Below are 19,178 nucleotides of genomic sequence, written 5' to 3' on the forward strand. Positions count from 1 at the left end.
TCGAGGCAGCGTTGGCGATCTGGACGATGGGCTAAGCCACGTCGAAAAACCAACAGAGGTAAGAAATGAATTCCAGAATTGTTACGATGTTTTCCGCCTTCGCGCTCGCGACGTCGGCCTATGCCGACGGGCACGCAACCGGGGACGCAGAGGCGGGCGAGAAAGAGTTCAAGAAATGCAAAGCCTGCCACATGATCCAGGACGCTGACGGTGCCGATATTGTCAAAGGGGGCAAGACGGGGCCAAACCTCTATGGCGTTTACACCCGTGCTGCCGGATCGGTGGAAGGGTTCAAATATTCAAAATCCGTAACCGCCGCAGGCGACGCCGGACTGGAATGGAATGAAGAGGACTTTGTAAACTATGTCGCGGACCCAACCGGATTTCTGCAAAGTTACCTCGATGACAGCAAGGCCAAGGGCAAAATGACATTCAAACTGAAAAATGGCGACAAAGCCAAAGATGTCTGGGCTTATCTGGTCTCAGTAGGTCCTGACGCCGAATAGGCGCGTATTACACCAACCGATAAAACAACAGGCCGCAGCGAACCCAATCGCGCGGCCTGTCTTGCATTTAACGTCTGTCTCAGCGCGCAAGCGTCAGCGGAACGACATTGGCAGCCTGTCCCAGTGCAGCACGCGCAGCAGCGGCAATATCGCTCGCCGTCATGCCGGCGTCGGCATACATCTCGGCCGGGTTGGCCTGATTAATGAAACGATCCGGCAGGCAGATGTTACGAATTGCAAGGCCACTGTCGAACGCCCCGTTGCGCGCCAAAGCATGCATGACAATCGAACCAAACCCGCCCTCGGCACCTTGCTCGACCGTGATCAAGGCCCGGTGTTCACGCGCCAGTTTCAGCACAAGATCGGTATCAAGTGGCTTTGCGAACCGTGCATCGGCCAGGGTCACGCCCAGCCCGTCGCCGGCCAGCGCCTCTGCGGCCGCACGACATTCCGGCAGATGCGCCCCGAAGGACAGGATCGCCACGTCGTCACCTTGCTGTAGAATGCGCCCCTTGCCGATATCCAGTATCTCGCCACGTTCGGGCAGCTCTACACCCGTGCCCGCACCGCGCGGATAACGGAAGGCGATTGGCCCTTCGTCATACGCACGCGCCGTTGCCACCATATGCACCAGTTCTGCCTCGTCCGAGGCAGCCATGACCGTGAAACCTGGCAGATTGCCAAGGTAGCCGATGTCGAACGCCCCGGCATGCGTGGCCCCATCGGCCCCCACCAGCCCGGCCCGGTCGATCGCAAAACGCACTGGCAATCCTTGCAGGGCCACGTCATGTACGACCTGATCATACCCGCGCTGCAGGAAGGTCGAATAGATCGAGCAGAAGGGCTTCAGGCCACTTGCCGCCATCCCCGCGCAAAACGTCACCGCGTGTTGCTCGGCGATTCCCACGTCAAAAACCCGCGCCGGAAACCGCTCGGCCATGATGTTCAGGCCGGTCCCCGACGGCATCGCCGCCGTTACGGCCACGATATCCGGGTCGCGCGCGGCTTCTTCCGTCAGTGCGGTGCCAAAGACCGAGGTATAGGACGGCGCCCCGCTGCCCTTCTTGGCCATTGCTCCGGTTTCCACGTTGAATTTCGAGACACCGTGATATTTGTCGGCACTGGTCTCGGCCGGGGCATAGCCCTTGCCCTTGACCGTACAACAATGGATCAGAACCGGCCCGGTGGCCCGCACCCGTGCGGCGCGCAGCACCGGCAGAAGCTGGCGCATGTCATGCCCGTCAATTGGCCCGATATAGTCAAAACTAAGCTCTTCGAACAATGTCCCGGAACCCGTCAAACCGCTTGCCAATTGCCGCGCGCGACGGGCGCCCTCGCGGACGGGTGCCGGCAAGGCAGCTTCGAACCCCTCGGCCAACGATTTCATCTTGGCCAGCGGTTCATTGGCATAAAGGCCGGAAAGATAAGTCGACATCGCACCCACTGGAGGGGCAATGCTCATCTCGTTGTCATTAAGGATCACAAAAAGCCGCCGCCCCTCGGCCCCGGCATTGTTCAACGCCTCATAGGCCATCCCCGCGCTGATCGCCCCATCGCCGATCACGGCGATTGCATCCCCCGTGGGTTGCCCCATGTCGCGCCCGACCGCAAAACCCAGCGCTGAACTGATCGAGGTTGAGCTATGCGCGGCACCAAACGGGTCAAACTTGGACTCGCTACGCTTGGTAAAGCCGCTCAACCCGTCCTTCTGGCGCAGGGTACGGATGCGGTCGCGCCGCCCGGTCAGGATTTTATGGGGGTAGCATTGGTGGCCCACATCCCAGATCAGTTTGTCCATCGGCGTGTTGAACACCGCGTGAATTGCCACGCTCAGCTCCACCACACCAAGGCCTGATCCCAGATGTCCACCGGTTTCCGAAACGGCGTCAATCACCTCGGCTCTCAGCTCATCAGCCAGGGCGGCCAATTGGTTATCGGGCAAATGCCGCAGATCAGCCGGGCCCGCAACGCGGTCAAGCAAGGGGGTTTTTGGTCGTTGATGGGTCATCGCACGCCCTCCTTTCGGGGTGGGTGGCGTCGCCCATGCGGCGGTTGTCGCCTTGGGGCGGCGCGATGGAAATGACGACGGCCCGGTCGGGGGCCGATATCCTTAGCTCAATTGCCGTATTCTGGTGCTTCAGACGTGGCCAGCTCCGGCCAGTCGCCGATCACATTGGTACCCTGAAGCGGTTGCTGATACCCTTTGTGACATGTCTTGCAGGCCGCTTTCGGGGCGTCCTGATGCACTGGCCCCAGACGCTCTTCGGGCAACAGGCCTTCCAGCGGCACAAGGTACTCGTTGTTGATTTCCTGCACCATCTGGATGCCAAGGCTTTCTGTACCCCATTGCGGGGTGACCTGAGAGCCATCGTAAAATGCACGGGTGTTGTGGCAGAAAGTACAATTCACACCCAGAGAGTTTGCCACGTAGTTCATCAACGCATAGGTGCGCTCGGCGTGTTGAATACCCGGATAGTCATCTTTGCCCGGAATGCCAGCAACCCGCGACTCGAAATCATGCACGCCGATCGTTCCGTAATCCAACAGGAATGTCTCCAGCGCATCCGACGGCAACGAGGTAAAACTGCTCAGCGGTGTCGTCCGGTTCTGAACCGCAGACCAACCTTCGGTGGCCTTGCTGACAGGCGTCGCCTTGAACCAGACTTCACTTGGCACCGGTTCGCCGCGATGGCAGGTGAAACAGGTCACGCCGACCTCCTTGTTGGCGTTGACATGGCCATCCCAGTTTTCATTGATGTTCCGGGTCATGGTGATCATCACATGGCCCACCGCCGTCTGGTAGGATTCCGCATCGTCAAAAAGGTCGGGAATACCGGTCCAGGCCCGCATCGCAGCCAGAAGACGATCATAGTTTTCTATGGTCAGGTTCTCCAAACCCGGCGGCACATTCTCTCGTGCGGCCCCGGCAGTCTGCTCGCTGCCAGTTGGCACAACCGGGTCCGAAGTCGAACTCAGAAAAAGCTCGATCGTGGGGTCAGGCTTGGCCAGGTCTGACTTGAATTCGACCACCTCCATGCCTGTGCCACGCGGTCCGGTCTGCAGGCTCGCCGTTGCAAAAGGCTGCCCAAGGACGATCAGCGCGATAACGGCGATCACCGCCACCCCCACCGCCCCAAAGATAATCGCGGGACGTTCGACATCCGTCGGGTTTTCGCGATTCCACTTGCTGAACCAGTCAGGTAACATGATCTACTCCTCCCGCCCGATAAAGGCTTCGTAAGAGCCATAGTTTTCGTAGCCGTACGAGCCGTCATACATCGGCGCAAAATTGTGCTCCTGCGCCCAGATGAACCAGTTATCGACCACCGTACCGGTCAGCAGGATGCCAATCCCGCCAGTGATCGGCGTCAGCACCGCAAACCACCAGGCCCAGCGGTGAATGCCCTCCATCGTCGCGTTGAACCCCATGGTCCAGCGCCAGAAAAGCGCTGCGCGTTCGGTGGCCGTGCCGCGATCCACGATCTGCTCCAGCTCACGATCACCGCCAAAGCGGGTCACCGCCAGAATGGTCGCGCCATGCATCGCAAACAGCAGGACCGAGCCATAGAGGAAGACGATCGAAAGACAGTGGAACGGGTTATAGTAAAGGTTGCCATAGCGGATCGAGAACGCCGTGGTCCAATCCAGGTGGGGGAAGATCCCATACGGCACCGCCTCGGACCACGACCCCATCAAGATCGGGCGGAAGAGGCCCAGCACCAGGAAAAGCCAGATGGCCGACGCAAAGGCCCAGGCCACGTGCTTGCCCATCTTGTGTTGTTCAGCAAGCAGATAGGTGCGCAGCCACCAGGTGCAGACGCTGACCAAAAGCAGGAAGGACGCGATGATGTACCAGCCACCATCCTGTAACGGCGGCATTCTCAGCCCGTATTCAGGGCTGGGCGGCTCAAGCGCCAGCCAGAAACCCTGCCGCAGAAACTCGGGGATCGACCAGTTGACCTGCGCCAGCATGTTGATCCCGATGATATTCATGCACAGAATGAACGTGGCCGCGCTGACCATCCCGGTCCATCCCAGATAGATCGGACCTATTTGCGCGTTACCAATCCAGCCCACCAGCTTGCTGTAGAACGGTTGCAGCATCCGTTCGGCGGCCATGTTGTTTTCGTTGTCCATGCCCATTTCCGGCGGGCCCTGGACCTGTACCTGCGTGAATATGTTCTGATACTCAGCCATGATCACATCCCTCCCTGTCCGGGCCAGATCGGCAGCTCAAGCCACCAGTTCCACCATTCGGGCCAGCCTTTTGTCCAAACCGGGCCGCTGATGATGATGCATACGGCCGAGAAAAAGACCGCGTTGATCGCAAGCAGAAAGCCGAGCCGGTGAATGCCCAGCGTACCGATCGAATAGCCGATGAAATCGCGAAAGAACGTATCTTCGTGATCCGGCGTTTTCATCTCTTCGCCTTTTTCCGGATTGGCCGCACTCAGGATCAGCCCGCCATGCAGTGCCAGCGCAAAGCAGGTGGCAAAGAACAGCGACACCGCAAGCATATGCGCCGGGTTGTAATGGAAATGCAGATAGGCATAGCCGGTGTTGCTGACCCAATCGAGATGGCTGAAAATCCCGTAAGGGAACCCATGCCCCCACGCCCCCATCAGGAGGGGCCGGAAGATTACCAGCGTCATGTAGGCCAGAATGGCAAAGCTGAAGGCAAACGGCACATGATACCCGATGCCGAGCTTGCGACAGATCTCAACCTCGCGCAGCGCCCAGCTGATGAAGGCGCCGGTGGCGCAAATCGTGATGATCTGCCACAGCCCCCCTTCCATCAGGGGCGCAACCCCAAGGCCGTAACTCAGATCCGGCGGCGCGATATTGATCAGCCAGGGGTTCCATGTCCCCTGATGCGCAGCACCCCAGAAAATCAGAATTGTCCCGAGCAGCGCAAAAAACGCCGTCGTGACGCCAAAAAAGCCGACATAAAAAGGACCCACCCAAAAGTCGAACAGATCGCCGCCGATAAGCGTTCCACCGCGGACGCGATACTTTCTTTCAAAGCTGAGCAAAGCCATCTTTTCTCTCCGCATCTGGCGGCTTTTTCGGTTCAAACCTCAAGCCGTCGTTATTTTTTTGTTCCGTTTGTTGCGGGCGACGAGCATGCCGCCCGCAACGGTCTTCGTAAGGACTTGCGCCCTTGGCTCATTCGTCTGCGGCAGCCCGTGACGCGGCAGCGTTTTCAAACCAGTTGACGCCGTTCGACAGAACCACCAGGTGGATCATCACAGCCAACAGGAAGAGAAAAACGCCCTGCGCAACAAACACGCGGCGTGGATCAAAAATGAGCCAGATCTTGTAGAACTTGGACATTTATCAATCCTTCCTCAGAACCAAGGCGCCCAGATGTAGGTCGCAAGATGTGCAACCACTGCAATCACCACAAATAGCCAAAGGCCACTCATGTAGACGGAATGCAGCTCCTGGGCTTGCTCGTCGGTGAGACCTGTAAAAGACAGGTCGGTGTTATCAGCCATAAACTTTCCTCCGGAACGTTACGCTGACGCCGCGTACCCCGCGGCCGGGTCCGTCGGGGCCGGTCTGGCCCCTCAGGGGTCTGTCCGCCCTCGCGGGCAGGCAGTCGGGTCTCGGATCATGGGCCACCATGGCTCAGACCGAGAATATGATGGGCGTCAGCCTGTCGGCTTCAGACCATGCACGTGCCATCGGTCCTCGCACATTCAGCGAACCGCGGCGCACAACGTCGCGGCCCCAGCGGAAGTGGGCAGATGGCAGGGCAAAAAGGAAAATGATCGTGAAATAGACCCAGAACTCGACACTACGGCGCCCCTTGCGGGCGCGGGGCGGTGGGTTTGATGTCATATCAGTCATGAGGTTACTCCTCTTTCTGGGTTTGGTCGCTTTCAGGCGAAAGCGCCCGGACGTATTCGACTACAACGCGTTCGGCACCCTGTCGCAGGGCGGATTCCTCGGCAGCGTCGCGTAAGGTTTTTGCAGCGGAAATTCGGGTCAGGATCGGATGGCTTGAAACGATCCGGTCCAGTTCTTTCTGAGCGTCCGCATCCCACGGGAAATCCCGTCGAAGCGGTGTCGGCGTGGCCTTGGCAGCATCCATGTCGGTCGCCAGCGGCAGTATATGAAACAGCGCGTCAAAAAGGCCGTTACACACCTCCTGCACCAGATACGTGGCCCCGGCATATCCCATCATCGGCGTGCCCGTTGCACGACGGATCGCCGCCCCCGGAAAGCTGGCTGGAATGAACGCCGGTTTTGGCCCATGTCCGGCCTGCAACTCTGCCAGGTACATCTTTTCGTTGATCGACCCCATCAGGATCAGGGGCCTGTGCTGGCCGATCAGCGCCCGAACCTCCTCGTTGTTGGTCTTGCTGCCCGCGCAGCGCGCCACCGCAAAGGCGCAGGGCAATCCCATATCGTTTTCAAGGAAATTACGGATGCCGCGGGCATAGGTCTCATTGGCGACGATCCCAAAACTGGCCGTGGCAAAGAAATCCTGCGTCACGCTGCGCCAAAGGTCCCAGACCGGCTTGATTGTCGAATGTTTCTCGCGGGTGATAAACGGTTCGGGGTCCAGCCCCAGCATATCGCCCAGCTTGCGTAAAAAGAGTGTCGTGGATTCGATGCCGATCGGCGCTTGAAGATACGGCTTTTCAAGAAGCTCGCTCAGGCCACGGCCAAATTCGCGGTACATGCAGATATTCAAATCCGCATTCACAAGGTCACGCATCTCAGCCAAATGCGCACCCAACGGCAGCACCATGTTGACCTCGGCCCCGATGCCTTCGACCAGACGCCGGATTTCATGCAGGTCCGATGGCATGTTGAACGTGCCATACATCGGCCCCAGAATATTGACGCGTGGCGCGGCCCCTTCTTCGCGCTTTTTCTCGCGCGGCATCCGGCCCTTGGTCATACCGAACTCGGTGAAAAGCCAGGTCATCGCCCGGTCTGCCGCCTCCCATTGATCTTCATCGATGGTGCGCGGCAGGAAGCGTTGAATGTTGGTCCCCTGAGGTGTCACGCCACCACCGATCATCTCGGCGATGGACCCGGTAACCACCACGGCGGGCAATGCCGGGTCGAGTGTACCCCAGGCGCGTTTCATCGCCCCTTCGGTCCCTTCGCGGCCCAGCTCCTCTTCGCCCAGTCCAGTGACAACAATCGGCAATTCATGCGGCGGCAGCGCATCGGTGTAATGCAAGACACTCGTCACCGGCAGGTTTTCACACCCCACCGGGCCGTCGATCACGACCTGCAACCCCTTGACGGCACAGAAGGCATATACCGCCCCCCAATAGCCACCAGCGCGATCATGATCCTGAATCAGCATGGCGCACCTGCCCGGATACCGACATTTCCACCGACGCAATACCGACGTAATACCGACGTAATACCGACGTTGGATTTCGCGGTGTCAAAGCACATCAGATCATCTCCTGCGCTTTGGCGACACGCGCCGCTTTGTCCAGCTTCTTCTGGTTCAGGGCGCGGAATTCGGGGCGCAGGTTGGGGCTGCCTTCCCAGATGCCCGCGGTGTCGCCTTCGCCCACACCATCAAAGAATTCCCGCATGTGATCCATGCGTTCCTTGTTGGCGATGGCGGCGTTGACCACTTCGGCCAGAGAGCCCGCACCCGCAGGCCCCATCAGTGGCCGGGCCGAGATTAGGTTGGTGAAGTAAAGTGCTGGAATACCTAATTCTTTTGCCTTTTGAACAACCGGGGTGGTGCCAATGGCCAGGTTCGGTTTCACCCCTTCCATCGCCGCACAATCATCCTCCAGCGAGGCCCGGAACTTGACGTTGACACCCTTGGCGCGCAGCCAGTCAGCATCCGCTGCCGACCACGGCGTTTTCGGGCAGGCCGTGCCCACATAAGGAACCTCCGCGCCGCTTTCGATCAGCAGTCGCGCCACCAGCAGCTCGCTGCCCTCATAACCGCTTAACGTGATCGTGCCATCAATGGGTGCCTTCGCCAGCGCACCCTTGATCGCGGGCAAAAACGCATTCTGCGCCGCCGAGATGTTTTTGGACGCGATTCCAAAGGCATCCCCGATGAACTTCAACCAGTCCGCGGTGCCGTCGTGGCCCACCGGCGCGCTGCCCACGATGGGCCTGCCTGCCGTCTCGAATTCGCGGATCGCAGCCGTGTAGAACGGATGGATCGCCGCCACCGCGCCGCAATCCAGTGCTGCGTATAATTCACGCCATTCACGGCAGGGCACAACCGGCCCGGCGGCCAGTCCCATTGGGGCCAACATCGCGCCAATCATCACCGGATCAGCCGGGAACATCTCCCCCAACAATGACACCGTTGGGCGATCGGATTTGCCACCCTCAGGGGCCGCCACCGGCCCTGCTTCGATTTCCTTGCGGGCGTAGTTCAGCATTGCCCCGGCCAAAACGTCCTTTGCCTCTGCATGTGTAGGGATGCCAAAGCCAGGCACATCAATGCCGACAATGCGTACGCCGTTGATCTCATCCGGGAGCAGCCTAAGCGGCACACCGCTTGCGGTTGGCACACAAAGGTTGGTTACGACAATTGCATCGAACCGGTCGGGATCAGCCAACTCATGAACCGCATCGCGGATGTCTTCGAAGAGTTTTCCGGTTACGAGGGATTCGGAGTTGAATGGGACGTAGCCGACAGAGCGGCGCGCTCCGTAGAAATGGCTGACAAAGGTAAGGCCATAGACGCAGCAGGCCGATCCGCTAAGCACCGTAGCCACACGTTTCATGCGCAATCCGACACGCAGGCTGCCAAAGGCCGGGCACATGCTTTGCGGTTTGTCATGCGGGCCTTTTGGGTAGTCGCGCGCGTATTGATCCAGCAGTTCTGACTGGCCTGCCATATGCGCGGCCTTTTCCATCTCGGAACCCGAATGGCAGCCCAGCCCGGGATCGCCCTGCAATTTGGGCATCCCCTCGCGGGGTTTTCCCTTGATGACCTCGGCTTGTGCCGCGCTATCGTATGTGACCTCGTCGGCCATTCAACTGCTCTCACGCATCATCATAAATCACTTCCAGCGACTCTTTCGGTTTCGCATTTTTACCGCGCATGTCCTCATCGGTGGCCGGTTCCAGCGTGACGCCAGCCCCGGTTTCCGAGCCATCGAACAACTCAAGCAATCCATCCTGAGTAAGCGGTGCTGGCCGTACTGGCGGGGCCACTGCAACGTTCTCGCCAAGCTCAGAAAATAGCGTGCCCCATTTGCTCGCATCCGTGCCAACTATTTGATAATTCGCAGATTTCTTGCGCAGATCGTCATCCTGCGGAATTGATGCCAGCACTGGAATATCCACTGCTTTTGCAAAGGCTTGCGCTTCACCCGAATGGTCATCCTTGTTGATCACCAGCCCCGCGACACCAACGTTACCGCCCAACTTGCGGAAATATTCCACCGCTGAACAAACATTGTTGGCCACATAAAGTGATTGGAGGTCATTTGAGGCAACAAGGATCACCTTTTGCGCCATGTCACGCGCAATCGGCAGGCCAAATCCGCCGCAGACCACGTCGCCCAGAAAATCCAAGAGGACGTAATCAAAGTCCCAATCGTGAAAGCCCAGCTTTTCCAATAGCTCGAACCCATGGATGATCCCACGGCCGCCGCAACCACGACCCACTTCAGGTCCGCCGAGCTCCATCGCAAAGACACCACCGCGCTTGAAACATACGTCGCCAATTCTGACCTGCTCACCGGCAAGGTTCTTTTTGGTCGAGGTTTCGATGATGGTGGGACACGCCTTGCCGCCAAAAAGCAGGCTGGTTGTATCCGATTTTGGATCACACCCGATCAGTAAAACGCGCTTACCCTGCTCGGCCATCATGTGGCTCAGGTTAGCCAGGGTGAATGATTTACCGATCCCGCCCTTGCCATAGATTGCGATGATTTGCGTTTTAGAAGTTGGCTCATCGGTCACAAGATCGGCAAGGTCTTCGCCGGCTTCATCACGCAACCGCTGATCGAAATCTTTCAGGTTCGGCACATCATCTTTCACGCGGCGTCCTTCCAGTTGAGTATCATTTTAAGGCAGGCCGGATCCTCGAACGCCGTGCGATAGGCACCGGGCACGTCGCGGCAAGTGGCCTCGTGGGTAATCAGTCCGCCAAGCGAAAGCGCACCGCTGTTCACCAAATCCCGCACCGCCGTCAGATCTTTGCGAGCCCATTCGGCCGCAACGCGAAAACGCGCCTCTTTCATAAAGGCGGGTGGGAAGGCAAAGCTCAGAGAATCGGCATAAAATCCGGCCAGCACAATCTCACCACCCCGAACCAGTCGTCCAATCAAGTCGTTCAGAATTCCGGCATTGCCAGACGCATCGTAAATCGCGTTGTAGTCGCGGCGAGAATCGTCGTGCGGATCAATCACCTCATAACCCTGCGCACCGCTGCGGCGATCAGGTTCGATTTCCCATACTGTCGGCGCGGGCGCTCCGGCGGCAATGGTCAGGCGCGCAAGAAGCCGCCCCAATACGCCATGCCCTACGATCAGTTGTGGCATTGCTTTTTCCAGACCTGCAATCGCATGTCGCGCTGTAGCGGCCAGCGCCAGCAAAGCACCTTCTGCCTTCAGCGCGGGGTCGATTCGGGTCACGCGATCAGATGCAGTCACAAGACGTGAAGCCGCGCCGCCAAAAAGACCAAAGGCACCGTCAAAGCAATCGGCACCTGGTATGAAAACATGATCGCCAGGCCGAAACCCGCTAGCGACACCAGCTTCGACAACCTCACCCGCAGCCTCATAGCCGGGTACCAGCGGATAGCCCATCCCGGGGAAGGGCGGCATCTCACCGGACCAGAACAGCTTTTCGGTACCAGTGGAAATTCCAGAATAGGCGATATCCACAACCAGATCGTCTGCGCCCGGAGTTTTGAGCGGTAGAGTGTCGATTTGCAGATCCCTTGGACCTTTCAGATAGACGGCTTGCGCCTCCATTTTCGGTCTCCCATCTTTCCGCCCGCACCTAAGACTCAGCGGATGTGGCATATTGCCTAATGTAAGTTTATCGAGACAATATAATGTGTCAAGTTATCTTTACATATGTGAGGATGGCATTAGGCAGGTTTGGTGCATGTCACAACGCTGGTGACATAGGGACGTAGGGTCCGAGGTGTTAGAAAATCCACGAACCCAACTTCCTGACACATCCGGCAAATGCTTGATGCGGACCGGACCCGCCCCGTGCGCATCGCCATTGTGTAGAAGTTGAAATAGATATCGCCCGCCGACTCCGGTCGCTCACCACCCGACATCGGTTCAGACACAATCAACCGGCCACCAGCAGGCAAGGCATTGAATGCTTTGGACAGAAGGTCCTCCACCACGTCATCGGCATGATCGTAAAGCACCCTGATCAGCGAAATAGCGTCTGCCCCTGCAGGCAACGCTTCATCCCGAAAACTCCCCGCATGCAGATCTACCCGCCCCTCCAGCCGCGCCACCGAGAAAGCCTCTCGGGCTGTCGGCATCACTTCGGGAAGATCGAGCAGAATGGCCTGAATGTTCGGATTTCGGCGCAGGACTTCTGTTAGAAACGCGCCTGATCCACCTCCGACATCTAATATCCGAGTGACACCCCGCAGGTTCACAAGCTGCAACGTGTCCTGGGCGACAAGCTGCTGGGATTGCGCCATCAGTTTTGAATAGCGTACAGCCATATCGCCTGAGACGTCGCCTGACTTGCCAAAGACATAAGGCCAGAATTGCGCCAGATGGGTCTCTGTCTCTCCACGCAGCAATGTCACCGGATCAGCCATATCAGCGTAAAGCACTCGGTTATGGCTTATCATTTCGGTCAGTCCCGGCACGCCAAGAACTGCCGCTCCGCGACGTGCCAAAACGTATCGTCCATCCCGCCGGCGCCTGACCAGTTTCATGGCCACACCCGCGGACAGCAACCGCGCCATGCTCTCTTTTGGAATATCTGCACTCAACCCAAGCTGTGCAGCTGACTTAGGGCCATTTAGCAATTCGCTCAGGACATCTGACTCGACCAAGGCAAGCAACGCCTGAGATTTTACAAACCCTTGTAGAATTTCGAAGATTTCAGCGCCGTCGCGACGGGCCAGCGATTTACTTACAGGAAGCAGACTGGCCCATTTCTGAAACCCTGCGCGCGCTACAAGGCGCATAAACCACAATGAGGGTGACAGATGAAATCGCGGGGCCTGGCTGCCCGACACCTTCCCGCCTCAGACCCGGTTTCCGGCAGGCACTTTCGGCATGATAGATTGGGCCTTCATGCGCACAATCTCAGCCAGCGCAGCCTCGCCGGGGCAAGATGGAATAGAAGCAATAGCGCCGGCAAGAATATCGGAAAGCCGCTCGAATGCGCCTTTAACGCCCCATTCGGACACAGCATTTGGTCGCCCATGCAGATCGTCCTGACCCGCAGGCTTGCCCAGTGACGACGCATCCATCAGCGCATCACGCAGGTCATCTGCCACCTGAAACGCCTCTCCAATCAAGGCACCAAGATCATACCAGGGTTCGGGATCATGCCCTGCCGAAATTGCGCCCATTTCCGTCGCCGCTACGAACAGCGCAGCAGTCTTGGATCGGTGGTAAGCCCCCAGGTCAATCTTTGGCTCGCTTTCCCATCCCTGACCGGCGCAGATGCCATTGGGCATGCCCGTGCGCCGGGTCAGTGAAAGTATCATTTTTGTCGCCCGCGTGCAGTCGACTTCTGCTGTGCGTGCCAATGTCTCGAAGGCCAATACAATGAGGCTGTCACCGGTCAAAACTGCAAGCGGCTCTGAATACGCGCGGTGCACTGACGGTTTGCCGCGTCGCACATCCGCATCGTCAAAGCAGGGTAGATCGTCATGCACCAAACTGGCGCAATGCATCAGCTCAAGCGCCGATGCAGCGGCATCCGACAGCACCGGCTTGTCATCGCCACATGCCTTGGCGACCGAGAGCAGGATAGTGGGGCGAATTCGCGCCCCACCGGGCGTCGTCGCATACACCAAGGCCCCGGAAAGTCGTTCTGGCGCCTGTTCCCCCTGGGATAGCGCAAGCGCCCGATCAACGGCGTTCTCAATCCGTTCAGATAGCGGCATTCAAGCCTCCCGATAATCATGTGTAATGTATAATTGACATTATTTTCGTAAATTATACTGGACACAAAGAGGTAACGAGTCAACAATTAGACATGAATGCTGTTCGGCAGCCATCCAATCTCAGCAACCGCGCGATTGTTATCGGCGCCGGCATTGCAGGGCTTGCGACGGCTGCACGGCTTGTCCACGCAGGCATGCATGTCACGGTCCACGAGGCCCATGCGACACCCGGTGGTAAAATGCGCTGTCTGCCAAGTTCGGCTGGCCCCGTTGATGCAGGCCCGACTGTGCTGACGATGCGACCGGTTGTAGAGCAGCTTTATTCCGACTTAGGCGAAACCCTGAACGACCATCTCACGTTGATACGCCAGCGAGTGATTGCACGGCACTTCTGGGCCGATGGAAGCCAATTGGATCTGTTTGACGATGAAGACGAAAATATAGCGGCGATAGAGCGTTTTTCCGATGCATCTGCGGCGCGGCAGTTCCGTGATTTTTGCACCCGCGCACGGCAGCTTTTTCAAGCCTTCGATGCTCCGATGATGCAGGCCCCCACACCATCGCTTGCCAAGCTTGCACGCTACGTCGGGGCCCGCCCCGGTTTACTGACCAAACTCGCACCGTTTTCAACGCTCCACTCGCTGTTATGTCAGCACTTTGATGACCCACGCCTGATCCAGTTATTCGGCCGCTACGCCACATATGTTGGCGGCTCGCCCTATCAGGCCCCTGCTCTTCTGGCACTGATTTGGCAGGCCGAAGCCGCAGGTGTCTGGGCGGTACAGGGCGGCATGCACCAACTGGCACAATCGCTCGTAACAATGGCGAAGGCGCGCGGTGTCGAGTATCGGTTTGGAATGCCGGTAGAGAGGATCGAAATCCGTAATGGGATGACCGCCGGCGTGACCTTGGCAGACGGTAGTATTTCCGCATCTTCAACCGTTATTTTCAATGGCGATCCACGAGCTCTTTCTCAAGGTTTACTGGGCAACGAATGCGCTTCCCTGGCCCCACAAACAACCAGCAGCGCCCGTAGTCTCTCGGCCGAGGTCTGGGCCTTTGCGGCACGCGTTGCGGGACCGGAGCTTGCGCATCACAACGTCTTTTTCCGAAAGGATCCGAAGCCCGAATTCGACATGCTAGCGCGCGGAGAAATGATCCCTGATCCGACTATCTATCTCTGTGCGATGGATCGCGGCATGCCATCACCCTCGCCGGATACGGAACGGTTCGAAACCATTGCGAATGCCCCGTCCATGACCACCCGCCCGACCCAAAAGGATTTTTCCAGATGCCAGAAACGTACCTTTCAGACGCTGGCGAAATTCGGCCTGCGCTTCGATCCGATGCCGGGACAGGGCAGCCTGACTACCCCCAGCGGGTTCGACAAACTGTTCCCGGCCTCAGCCGGTGCACTTTACGGGCAGAGCCCTCACGGGCTTACGGCGTCCATTCGGCGGCCACAGGCCCGCACTGCGATCAAGGGACTTTATCTGACAGGCGGTTGCACCCATCCGGGTGCGGGCGTTCCGATGGCACTCCTCTCCGCGAGGCACGCGGTAGAGGCGATATTGAACGACCGAACTTTGACATCGATGTCCCGCCAAACGGTTACGCCTGGTGGTATGTCGACGGCATCTGCGACAACGGGCGTCAATCAATCAGCGTCATCGGGTTCATAGGGTCTGTTTTTTCTCCCTGGTATGCCTGGTCCGGGCGACGCGAACCCCAGAACCACGTTTGCATCAATGTCGCCACCTATGGTCCCGGAGGGCGTTTCACGATGACCGACCGAGGCAGGTCTGCTTTGCGGCAGGATGCCGATGAACTTGTTGTCGGTCCATCGTCAATGCGGTGGCAGGATGACAGCTTGGTCATCACCGTGAACGAGCTATCGGCCCCACCCCGCGTCTCGCGCGTTAGGGGTACAATTACTGTTTCTCCTTCGGCCATCACGTCTGTCGAGGCGACACTGACCCAAGATGGTAGCCATATCTGGCGGCCCTTTGCCCCCACTTGCGACATCCACGTCGATCTCGAAGCACCGGGTTGGCAATGGGACGGGCATGGCTATTTCGATGCCAATTTCGGCACAAGGGCTCTAGAGCAGGACTTCACTTACTGGACCTGGGGGCGTTTTCCGACACAGGCTGGCAGCACATGTTTTTATGACGCCACGTTGCGGGATGGCAGCACTCTGGCACTGGGGGTTCACTTTGATGCCAATGGCAAAGCCTCGTTGCTGACACCTCCGCCACGGACGCGCTTGCCCCGCAGCCTTTGGGCGGTTGCCCGTGAAACACGCGCGGATTCCGGATACGCGCCGAAACAGGTACAAAACATGCTGGATGTACCGTTTTACAGCCGTGCATCTGTCAAAACATGCATTGACGGCTTCGAGAGCATCGGCGTTCACGAAGCCCTTGACCTTAAACGCTTCCGAACACCCTTTTTAAAACCTATGCTGGCCTGTCGGGTGCCGCGCCGGGCAAACTGGACATTTGACTGAGATCAGGCATGACCTTTATTGAGCCGCACGACAGACAGGTTAAGCGCCCCGGCGATGGATACCCAAACAAGGTAAGGCACGAATAACAGCCCCGCAAGCCAGTCCACCTGCCACAAAGCCACCATTGCGGCCGCCACGGCAATCCACAAAAAGCTGAGGACCAAAAGCCCGGACTTGAGCTTTCGCAATCCGAAAAAAACCGGTGTCCACAAAGCATTGAGCGCAATCTGCAACGACCATAAAGCCATTGCTAGTCCATTATCCGGCGCGATGGCCGCGCGTGCACCAGCAAATGACATACAGACATAGAGTGTAGTCCAGGCCAGTGGGAACATGTAATTGGGCGGTGTCCAAGATGGTTTTTTCAATTCCTCATACCACGATCCCGGCGGGAATATTGCCCCGGTCGTCCCGGCGGCAAAACACGCTGCAAGAAAAATGAAGAAGAAAACCCAAATCATGTCGACCATCCGATCCCGTACTACTGTTGCAGCGCTGCGTTGCGCCGTGCGACATCGCGCGCCTTAAGGCCTGCGAGTGTCCCGTAGAGCGCGTCACTCCAACCGTGTTCTGCCGCACCGTGATCCGCCGCTGCGTCCACCAGAAATGCCGTTTCTGGTAACGGACGAGCATGAACGACGGGCGAACGGGGCATCGCCATTGTCCCAAGCGTTCGGGTGATCGACAAGGCCAACCATCCAAGTTTCTGATGCGTGCTGGTTCTGGCCCGGTGATCCATCGAGTTGCAGTTCAACCGCTGAATTTCTCCTCCTATCCCGGCGTAGATGTAACGGGCTGCGAAGATGCCGGGCCTGCAGGAGGCGGGCAATACCCCGATACCAGCCTCGGATCTAACATACAGCGCATCGGCCTCGCGCAAAAGGCGATCAACGAATCCGTGCACATCGTCGGACATTCGTGGTCGAGCAAGAAATGCATCTGGTGTCAGACCGGCTTGCTGCATCCACTCCGTAGGGATGTAAAGCCGGCCTTCGCGCGCGTCTTCGCCGACATCCCGTGCGATGTTGGTCAATTGCATGGCGACACCCAAGTCACACGCACGGGCCAGCGCGTCGCGGTCACGCACCCGCATCAACACGCACATCATCGCACCAACGGCCGCCGCCACCCGCGCGGAATAGGATCGTAATTCTGACATGGTGGCGTAGCGTTTTTCCATCGCGTCCCAGGCCAATCCCTCCAGCAAAGCTTCGGGCAAGGCGATCGGCATCTGGTAATCTTCTATAATGGCAGCAAAGGCCCGGTCCGCGGGCGCGTTGCGTGGACGCCCGGCATAGGCCAGATCAAGCCGCTCGTGGAGTTGAAGCACCGCATCCGCCTTGGCTGGCTGCAGATCAACCGCATCATCAGCCAGTCGACAAAACGCATAAAGCGCCAAAGCCGGATCACGCAATTTGCGGGGCAAAAGCTTTGAGGCCGCATGAAAAGAGCGCGACCCGTGACGGATCGCCTCGACACAATGCGCCATGTCTTTAGGGTTAATCATGTCAAGCTCACCTGTTTCGCGTCGGGCACTAACTGTGCCAGCACTTCGGCACTTGCGACCACACTTGGCAAGCCCGCCCCGGGATGGGTACCAGCACCCACAACGTAAAGACCACGGACCTCCTCGCTGACGTTATGCGGTCGAAACCATGCGCTTTGCAGAATGCGGGGTTCCAACGAAAAGCCAGCGCCATAAGGGCTGAGATATCTGTCGCGAAAAGTTTCAGGTGTGAACATCATGGATGCGGTGACATGCTGGCCCAGACCTGGCAACAACTGTTCTTCCAACACGGCCTGCACCTTCAGGCGATAGTTCTCGGCCATCTCGCTCCAATCGACCTTGGTATCATGTCCCAGATGTGGGACCGGGCTCAACGCATAAAAGGAGTCGTCGCCGTCGGGGGCAGCACTTGGGTCGGTGACCGTTGGGCGATGAACATACAAACTCATGTCGTCAGACAGTTTACCGTTGGAAAATATGTCGCGCAGCAGTCCCCTGTAACGCGGCCCGTTCAGAATGGTGTGATGTCCAACGTCCCGCCATTTGTCACGCGTCCCACGGGTACCGAAATACCAGACAAACAGGCTCATGGACCAGTTGGAACGCCGCAACCGGTCCGACGTCCAGCGTCGCCTATTTGTCTTGCGCAGTAAGTGATCATAGGTGTGTCCGGTATCCGCATTCGACACCACCAGATCGGCGTCCAGCACTTCGCCCACGGTTAGACGCAATCCGGTGGCACAACCATCGCGCACACAGATTTCGTCCACTTCCGCACCGTAACGGACAAGCCCGCCCTGATCTTCGATGACGCCGCACATAGCGCGCGCAATCGCATCGACCCCGCCAAGGGCATAATGTACACCAAAAGCCTTCTCCAGATGATTTACCAGAACATAGACCGACGTTACTTTGGTCGGATTGCCACCGATGAACAGTGGATGCAGTGATAGTGCCATGCGCAACCTTTCATCACGCACTCTTGTGGCGGCATGTGCATAAACCGACCGATCCGCTCGCAGCGCCGCAAAACCGGGTAACGCCTTGACCAGATCCCATAGCTTATTCATCGGCCGCCGCCCCAGCCCTTCAAAACCAAAGTGATACCGTTTCGCGCTATCTCGCAGAAACCGGTAATACCCTTCGACGTCATCGGGTGACAGGCGCGCTACCTCGGCGCGCATCGCGTCATCCTCAGCGAATACTTTGAAATGGCTGCCATCGGGCCAGCGGATTTCGTAGTAGGGGTCCAGAGGTAGCAGCGTGACATTTTCGTCAAAGTTCCTGCCGCAGGCCTTCCAGAGATCGCGGAAAACATAAGGTACCGTCACGATTGTTGGCCCCAAATCGAAACGGTAGCCATCCTGCCAGATACAGGATCCACGGCCCCCGGGGCTATCCAATCTGTCCAATACAGTTACGCGGTATCCCTTGGCTCCTAGTCGCATCGCCGAGGCCAGCCCCCCCAACCCCGCACCAATTACAACAGCATGTGCCCGCGCGTCAGTCGCCAGTTGTTCCTCTTCGAAAGATTCGGGCCGTGTCAACATATTCGAAGCTTACATGTGTCTAGTTTAGTTGACAATCACTCAC

19 protein-coding genes are annotated in these 19,178 nt (G+C 58.1%); 3 read left to right on the forward strand and 16 right to left on the reverse strand.

The annotated features are described in order from the left end of the window. The first annotated feature begins 65 nt into the window (after positions 1-65). Positions 66-506 (forward strand): c-type cytochrome, encoded by a 441-nt coding sequence (locus Q1B27_RS19000; RefSeq protein ID WP_299849928.1) that lies wholly within the window; start codon positions 66-68, stop codon positions 504-506. Positions 507-585: 79 nt separating this feature from the next. On the opposite strand, the gene dxs is transcribed toward Q1B27_RS19000, so the two are convergent. The 13 genes from dxs to Q1B27_RS19065 all read right to left on the reverse strand — a co-directional run bounded on the left by dxs (position 586) and on the right by Q1B27_RS19065 (position 13,569). After that, positions 586-2,514, reverse strand: coding sequence for a 1-deoxy-D-xylulose-5-phosphate synthase (gene dxs / locus Q1B27_RS19005; RefSeq protein ID WP_299849930.1), 1,929 nt, complete (start codon positions 2,512-2,514; stop codon positions 586-588). 107 nt (positions 2,515-2,621) lie between these two features. Beyond that, positions 2,622-3,713 carry a photosynthetic reaction center cytochrome PufC gene (pufC, locus tag Q1B27_RS19010; protein ID WP_299849932.1) on the reverse strand — a complete coding sequence of 364 codons (1,092 nt, stop codon included), beginning with the start codon at positions 3,711-3,713 and terminating at the stop codon, positions 2,622-2,624. A 3-nt stretch (positions 3,714-3,716) separates the two neighbouring features. Next, the gene (pufM, locus tag Q1B27_RS19015) at positions 3,717-4,703 is read right to left on the reverse strand and encodes a photosynthetic reaction center subunit M (protein WP_299849934.1); all 987 of its coding nucleotides are present in this window, start codon (positions 4,701-4,703) and stop codon (positions 3,717-3,719) included. A 2-nt stretch (positions 4,704-4,705) separates the two neighbouring features. After that, complete coding sequence (gene pufL, locus Q1B27_RS19020) at positions 4,706-5,545, reverse strand: photosynthetic reaction center subunit L (protein ID WP_299849936.1); 840 nt, start codon at positions 5,543-5,545, stop codon at positions 4,706-4,708. A 127-nt stretch (positions 5,546-5,672) separates the two neighbouring features. After that, complete coding sequence (gene pufA, locus Q1B27_RS19025; RefSeq protein ID WP_043145809.1) at positions 5,673-5,840, reverse strand: light-harvesting antenna LH1, alpha subunit; 168 nt, start codon at positions 5,838-5,840, stop codon at positions 5,673-5,675. A gap of 14 nt (positions 5,841-5,854) precedes the next feature. Next, positions 5,855-6,004, reverse strand: coding sequence for a light-harvesting antenna LH1, beta subunit (gene pufB / locus Q1B27_RS19030; RefSeq protein ID WP_299849944.1), 150 nt, complete (start codon positions 6,002-6,004; stop codon positions 5,855-5,857). A 133-nt stretch (positions 6,005-6,137) separates the two neighbouring features. Then, complete coding sequence (pufQ, locus tag Q1B27_RS19035) at positions 6,138-6,359, reverse strand: cytochrome PufQ (protein ID WP_299849947.1); 222 nt, start codon at positions 6,357-6,359, stop codon at positions 6,138-6,140. A 4-nt stretch (positions 6,360-6,363) separates the two neighbouring features. After that, a complete protein-coding gene (gene bchZ / locus Q1B27_RS19040; RefSeq protein WP_299849949.1) occupies positions 6,364-7,836 on the reverse strand; it encodes a chlorophyllide a reductase subunit Z in 1,473 nt (490 codons plus the stop codon). Between the two features lie 94 nt (positions 7,837-7,930). Further along, positions 7,931-9,493, reverse strand: coding sequence for a chlorophyllide a reductase subunit Y (gene bchY / locus Q1B27_RS19045; protein ID WP_299849951.1), 1,563 nt, complete (start codon positions 9,491-9,493; stop codon positions 7,931-7,933). A 10-nt stretch (positions 9,494-9,503) separates the two neighbouring features. Then, positions 9,504-10,505 carry a chlorophyllide a reductase iron protein subunit X gene (locus Q1B27_RS19050; RefSeq protein WP_299849954.1) on the reverse strand — a complete coding sequence of 334 codons (1,002 nt, stop codon included), beginning with the start codon at positions 10,503-10,505 and terminating at the stop codon, positions 9,504-9,506. Continuing rightward, complete coding sequence (gene bchC, locus Q1B27_RS19055) at positions 10,502-11,443, reverse strand: chlorophyll synthesis pathway protein BchC (RefSeq protein ID WP_299849956.1); 942 nt, start codon at positions 11,441-11,443, stop codon at positions 10,502-10,504. The genes Q1B27_RS19050 and bchC overlap by 4 nt, the downstream gene beginning before the upstream one ends. Positions 11,444-11,562: 119 nt before the next feature. Further along, positions 11,563-12,690 (reverse strand): methyltransferase, encoded by a 1,128-nt coding sequence (locus tag Q1B27_RS19060; RefSeq protein WP_367181362.1) that lies wholly within the window; start codon positions 12,688-12,690, stop codon positions 11,563-11,565. 9 nt (positions 12,691-12,699) lie between these two features. Next, positions 12,700-13,569 carry a polyprenyl synthetase family protein gene (locus tag Q1B27_RS19065; RefSeq protein ID WP_299849958.1) on the reverse strand — a complete coding sequence of 290 codons (870 nt, stop codon included), beginning with the start codon at positions 13,567-13,569 and terminating at the stop codon, positions 12,700-12,702. A gap of 92 nt (positions 13,570-13,661) precedes the next feature. Between Q1B27_RS19065 and crtD the strand changes: the two genes are divergently transcribed. After that, the gene (gene crtD / locus Q1B27_RS19070) at positions 13,662-15,251 is read left to right on the forward strand and encodes a 1-hydroxycarotenoid 3,4-desaturase CrtD (protein ID WP_299849960.1); all 1,590 of its coding nucleotides are present in this window, start codon (positions 13,662-13,664) and stop codon (positions 15,249-15,251) included. After that, positions 15,206-16,078, forward strand: a complete 873-nt coding sequence (gene crtC, locus Q1B27_RS19075) for a carotenoid 1,2-hydratase (RefSeq protein ID WP_299850012.1) — start codon at positions 15,206-15,208, stop codon at positions 16,076-16,078. Before crtD ends, crtC begins: the two co-directional genes overlap by 46 nt. 2 nt (positions 16,079-16,080) lie before the next feature. Here the strand turns inward: crtC and Q1B27_RS19080 are convergent, their stop codons facing one another. Genes Q1B27_RS19080 through Q1B27_RS19090 form a run of 3 tightly spaced genes read right to left on the reverse strand, consistent with a single transcriptional unit; the run spans position 16,081 to position 19,135 of the window. Then, positions 16,081-16,539, reverse strand: coding sequence for a TspO/MBR family protein (locus Q1B27_RS19080; protein ID WP_299849962.1), 459 nt, complete (start codon positions 16,537-16,539; stop codon positions 16,081-16,083). A gap of 20 nt (positions 16,540-16,559) precedes the next feature. After that, positions 16,560-17,585, reverse strand: a complete 1,026-nt coding sequence (gene crtB / locus Q1B27_RS19085) for a 15-cis-phytoene synthase (protein WP_299849964.1) — start codon at positions 17,583-17,585, stop codon at positions 16,560-16,562. After that, positions 17,582-19,135: a phytoene desaturase gene (locus Q1B27_RS19090; RefSeq protein ID WP_299849966.1), complete on the reverse strand. Its 1,554-nt coding sequence runs from the start codon at positions 19,133-19,135 to the stop codon at positions 17,582-17,584. Before Q1B27_RS19090 ends, crtB begins: the two co-directional genes overlap by 4 nt. Positions 19,136-19,178 lie beyond the last annotated feature (43 nt).

The sequence above is a fragment of the uncultured Roseovarius sp. genome (assembly GCF_947489715.1).
Taxonomy (GTDB): Bacteria; Pseudomonadota; Alphaproteobacteria; order Rhodobacterales; family Rhodobacteraceae; genus Roseovarius.

Coding starts and splice junctions, on each gene's coding strand:
- crtD (WP_299849960.1), top strand. CDS start 13,662: ATGAATGCTGTTCGGCAGCCATCCAATCTCAGCAACCGCGCGATTGTT.
- Q1B27_RS19090 (WP_299849966.1), bottom strand. CDS start 19,135: ATGTTGACACGGCCCGAATCTTTCGAAGAGGAACAACTGGCGACTGAC.
- pufQ (WP_299849947.1), bottom strand. CDS start 6,359: ATGACTGATATGACATCAAACCCACCGCCCCGCGCCCGCAAGGGGCGC.
- Q1B27_RS19065 (WP_299849958.1), bottom strand. CDS start 13,569: ATGCCGCTATCTGAACGGATTGAGAACGCCGTTGATCGGGCGCTTGCG.
- pufA (WP_043145809.1), bottom strand. CDS start 5,840: ATGTCCAAGTTCTACAAGATCTGGCTCATTTTTGATCCACGCCGCGTG.
- Q1B27_RS19000 (WP_299849928.1), top strand. CDS start 66: ATGAATTCCAGAATTGTTACGATGTTTTCCGCCTTCGCGCTCGCGACG.
- bchY (WP_299849951.1), bottom strand. CDS start 9,493: ATGGCCGACGAGGTCACATACGATAGCGCGGCACAAGCCGAGGTCATC.
- Q1B27_RS19080 (WP_299849962.1), bottom strand. CDS start 16,539: ATGATTTGGGTTTTCTTCTTCATTTTTCTTGCAGCGTGTTTTGCCGCC.
- pufL (WP_299849936.1), bottom strand. CDS start 5,545: ATGGCTTTGCTCAGCTTTGAAAGAAAGTATCGCGTCCGCGGTGGAACG.
- crtB (WP_299849964.1), bottom strand. CDS start 17,585: ATGATTAACCCTAAAGACATGGCGCATTGTGTCGAGGCGATCCGTCAC.
- pufM (WP_299849934.1), bottom strand. CDS start 4,703: ATGGCTGAGTATCAGAACATATTCACGCAGGTACAGGTCCAGGGCCCG.
- pufB (WP_299849944.1), bottom strand. CDS start 6,004: ATGGCTGATAACACCGACCTGTCTTTTACAGGTCTCACCGACGAGCAA.
- dxs (WP_299849930.1), bottom strand. CDS start 2,514: ATGACCCATCAACGACCAAAAACCCCCTTGCTTGACCGCGTTGCGGGC.
- pufC (WP_299849932.1), bottom strand. CDS start 3,713: ATGTTACCTGACTGGTTCAGCAAGTGGAATCGCGAAAACCCGACGGAT.
- bchZ (WP_299849949.1), bottom strand. CDS start 7,836: ATGCTGATTCAGGATCATGATCGCGCTGGTGGCTATTGGGGGGCGGTA.
- bchC (WP_299849956.1), bottom strand. CDS start 11,443: ATGGAGGCGCAAGCCGTCTATCTGAAAGGTCCAAGGGATCTGCAAATC.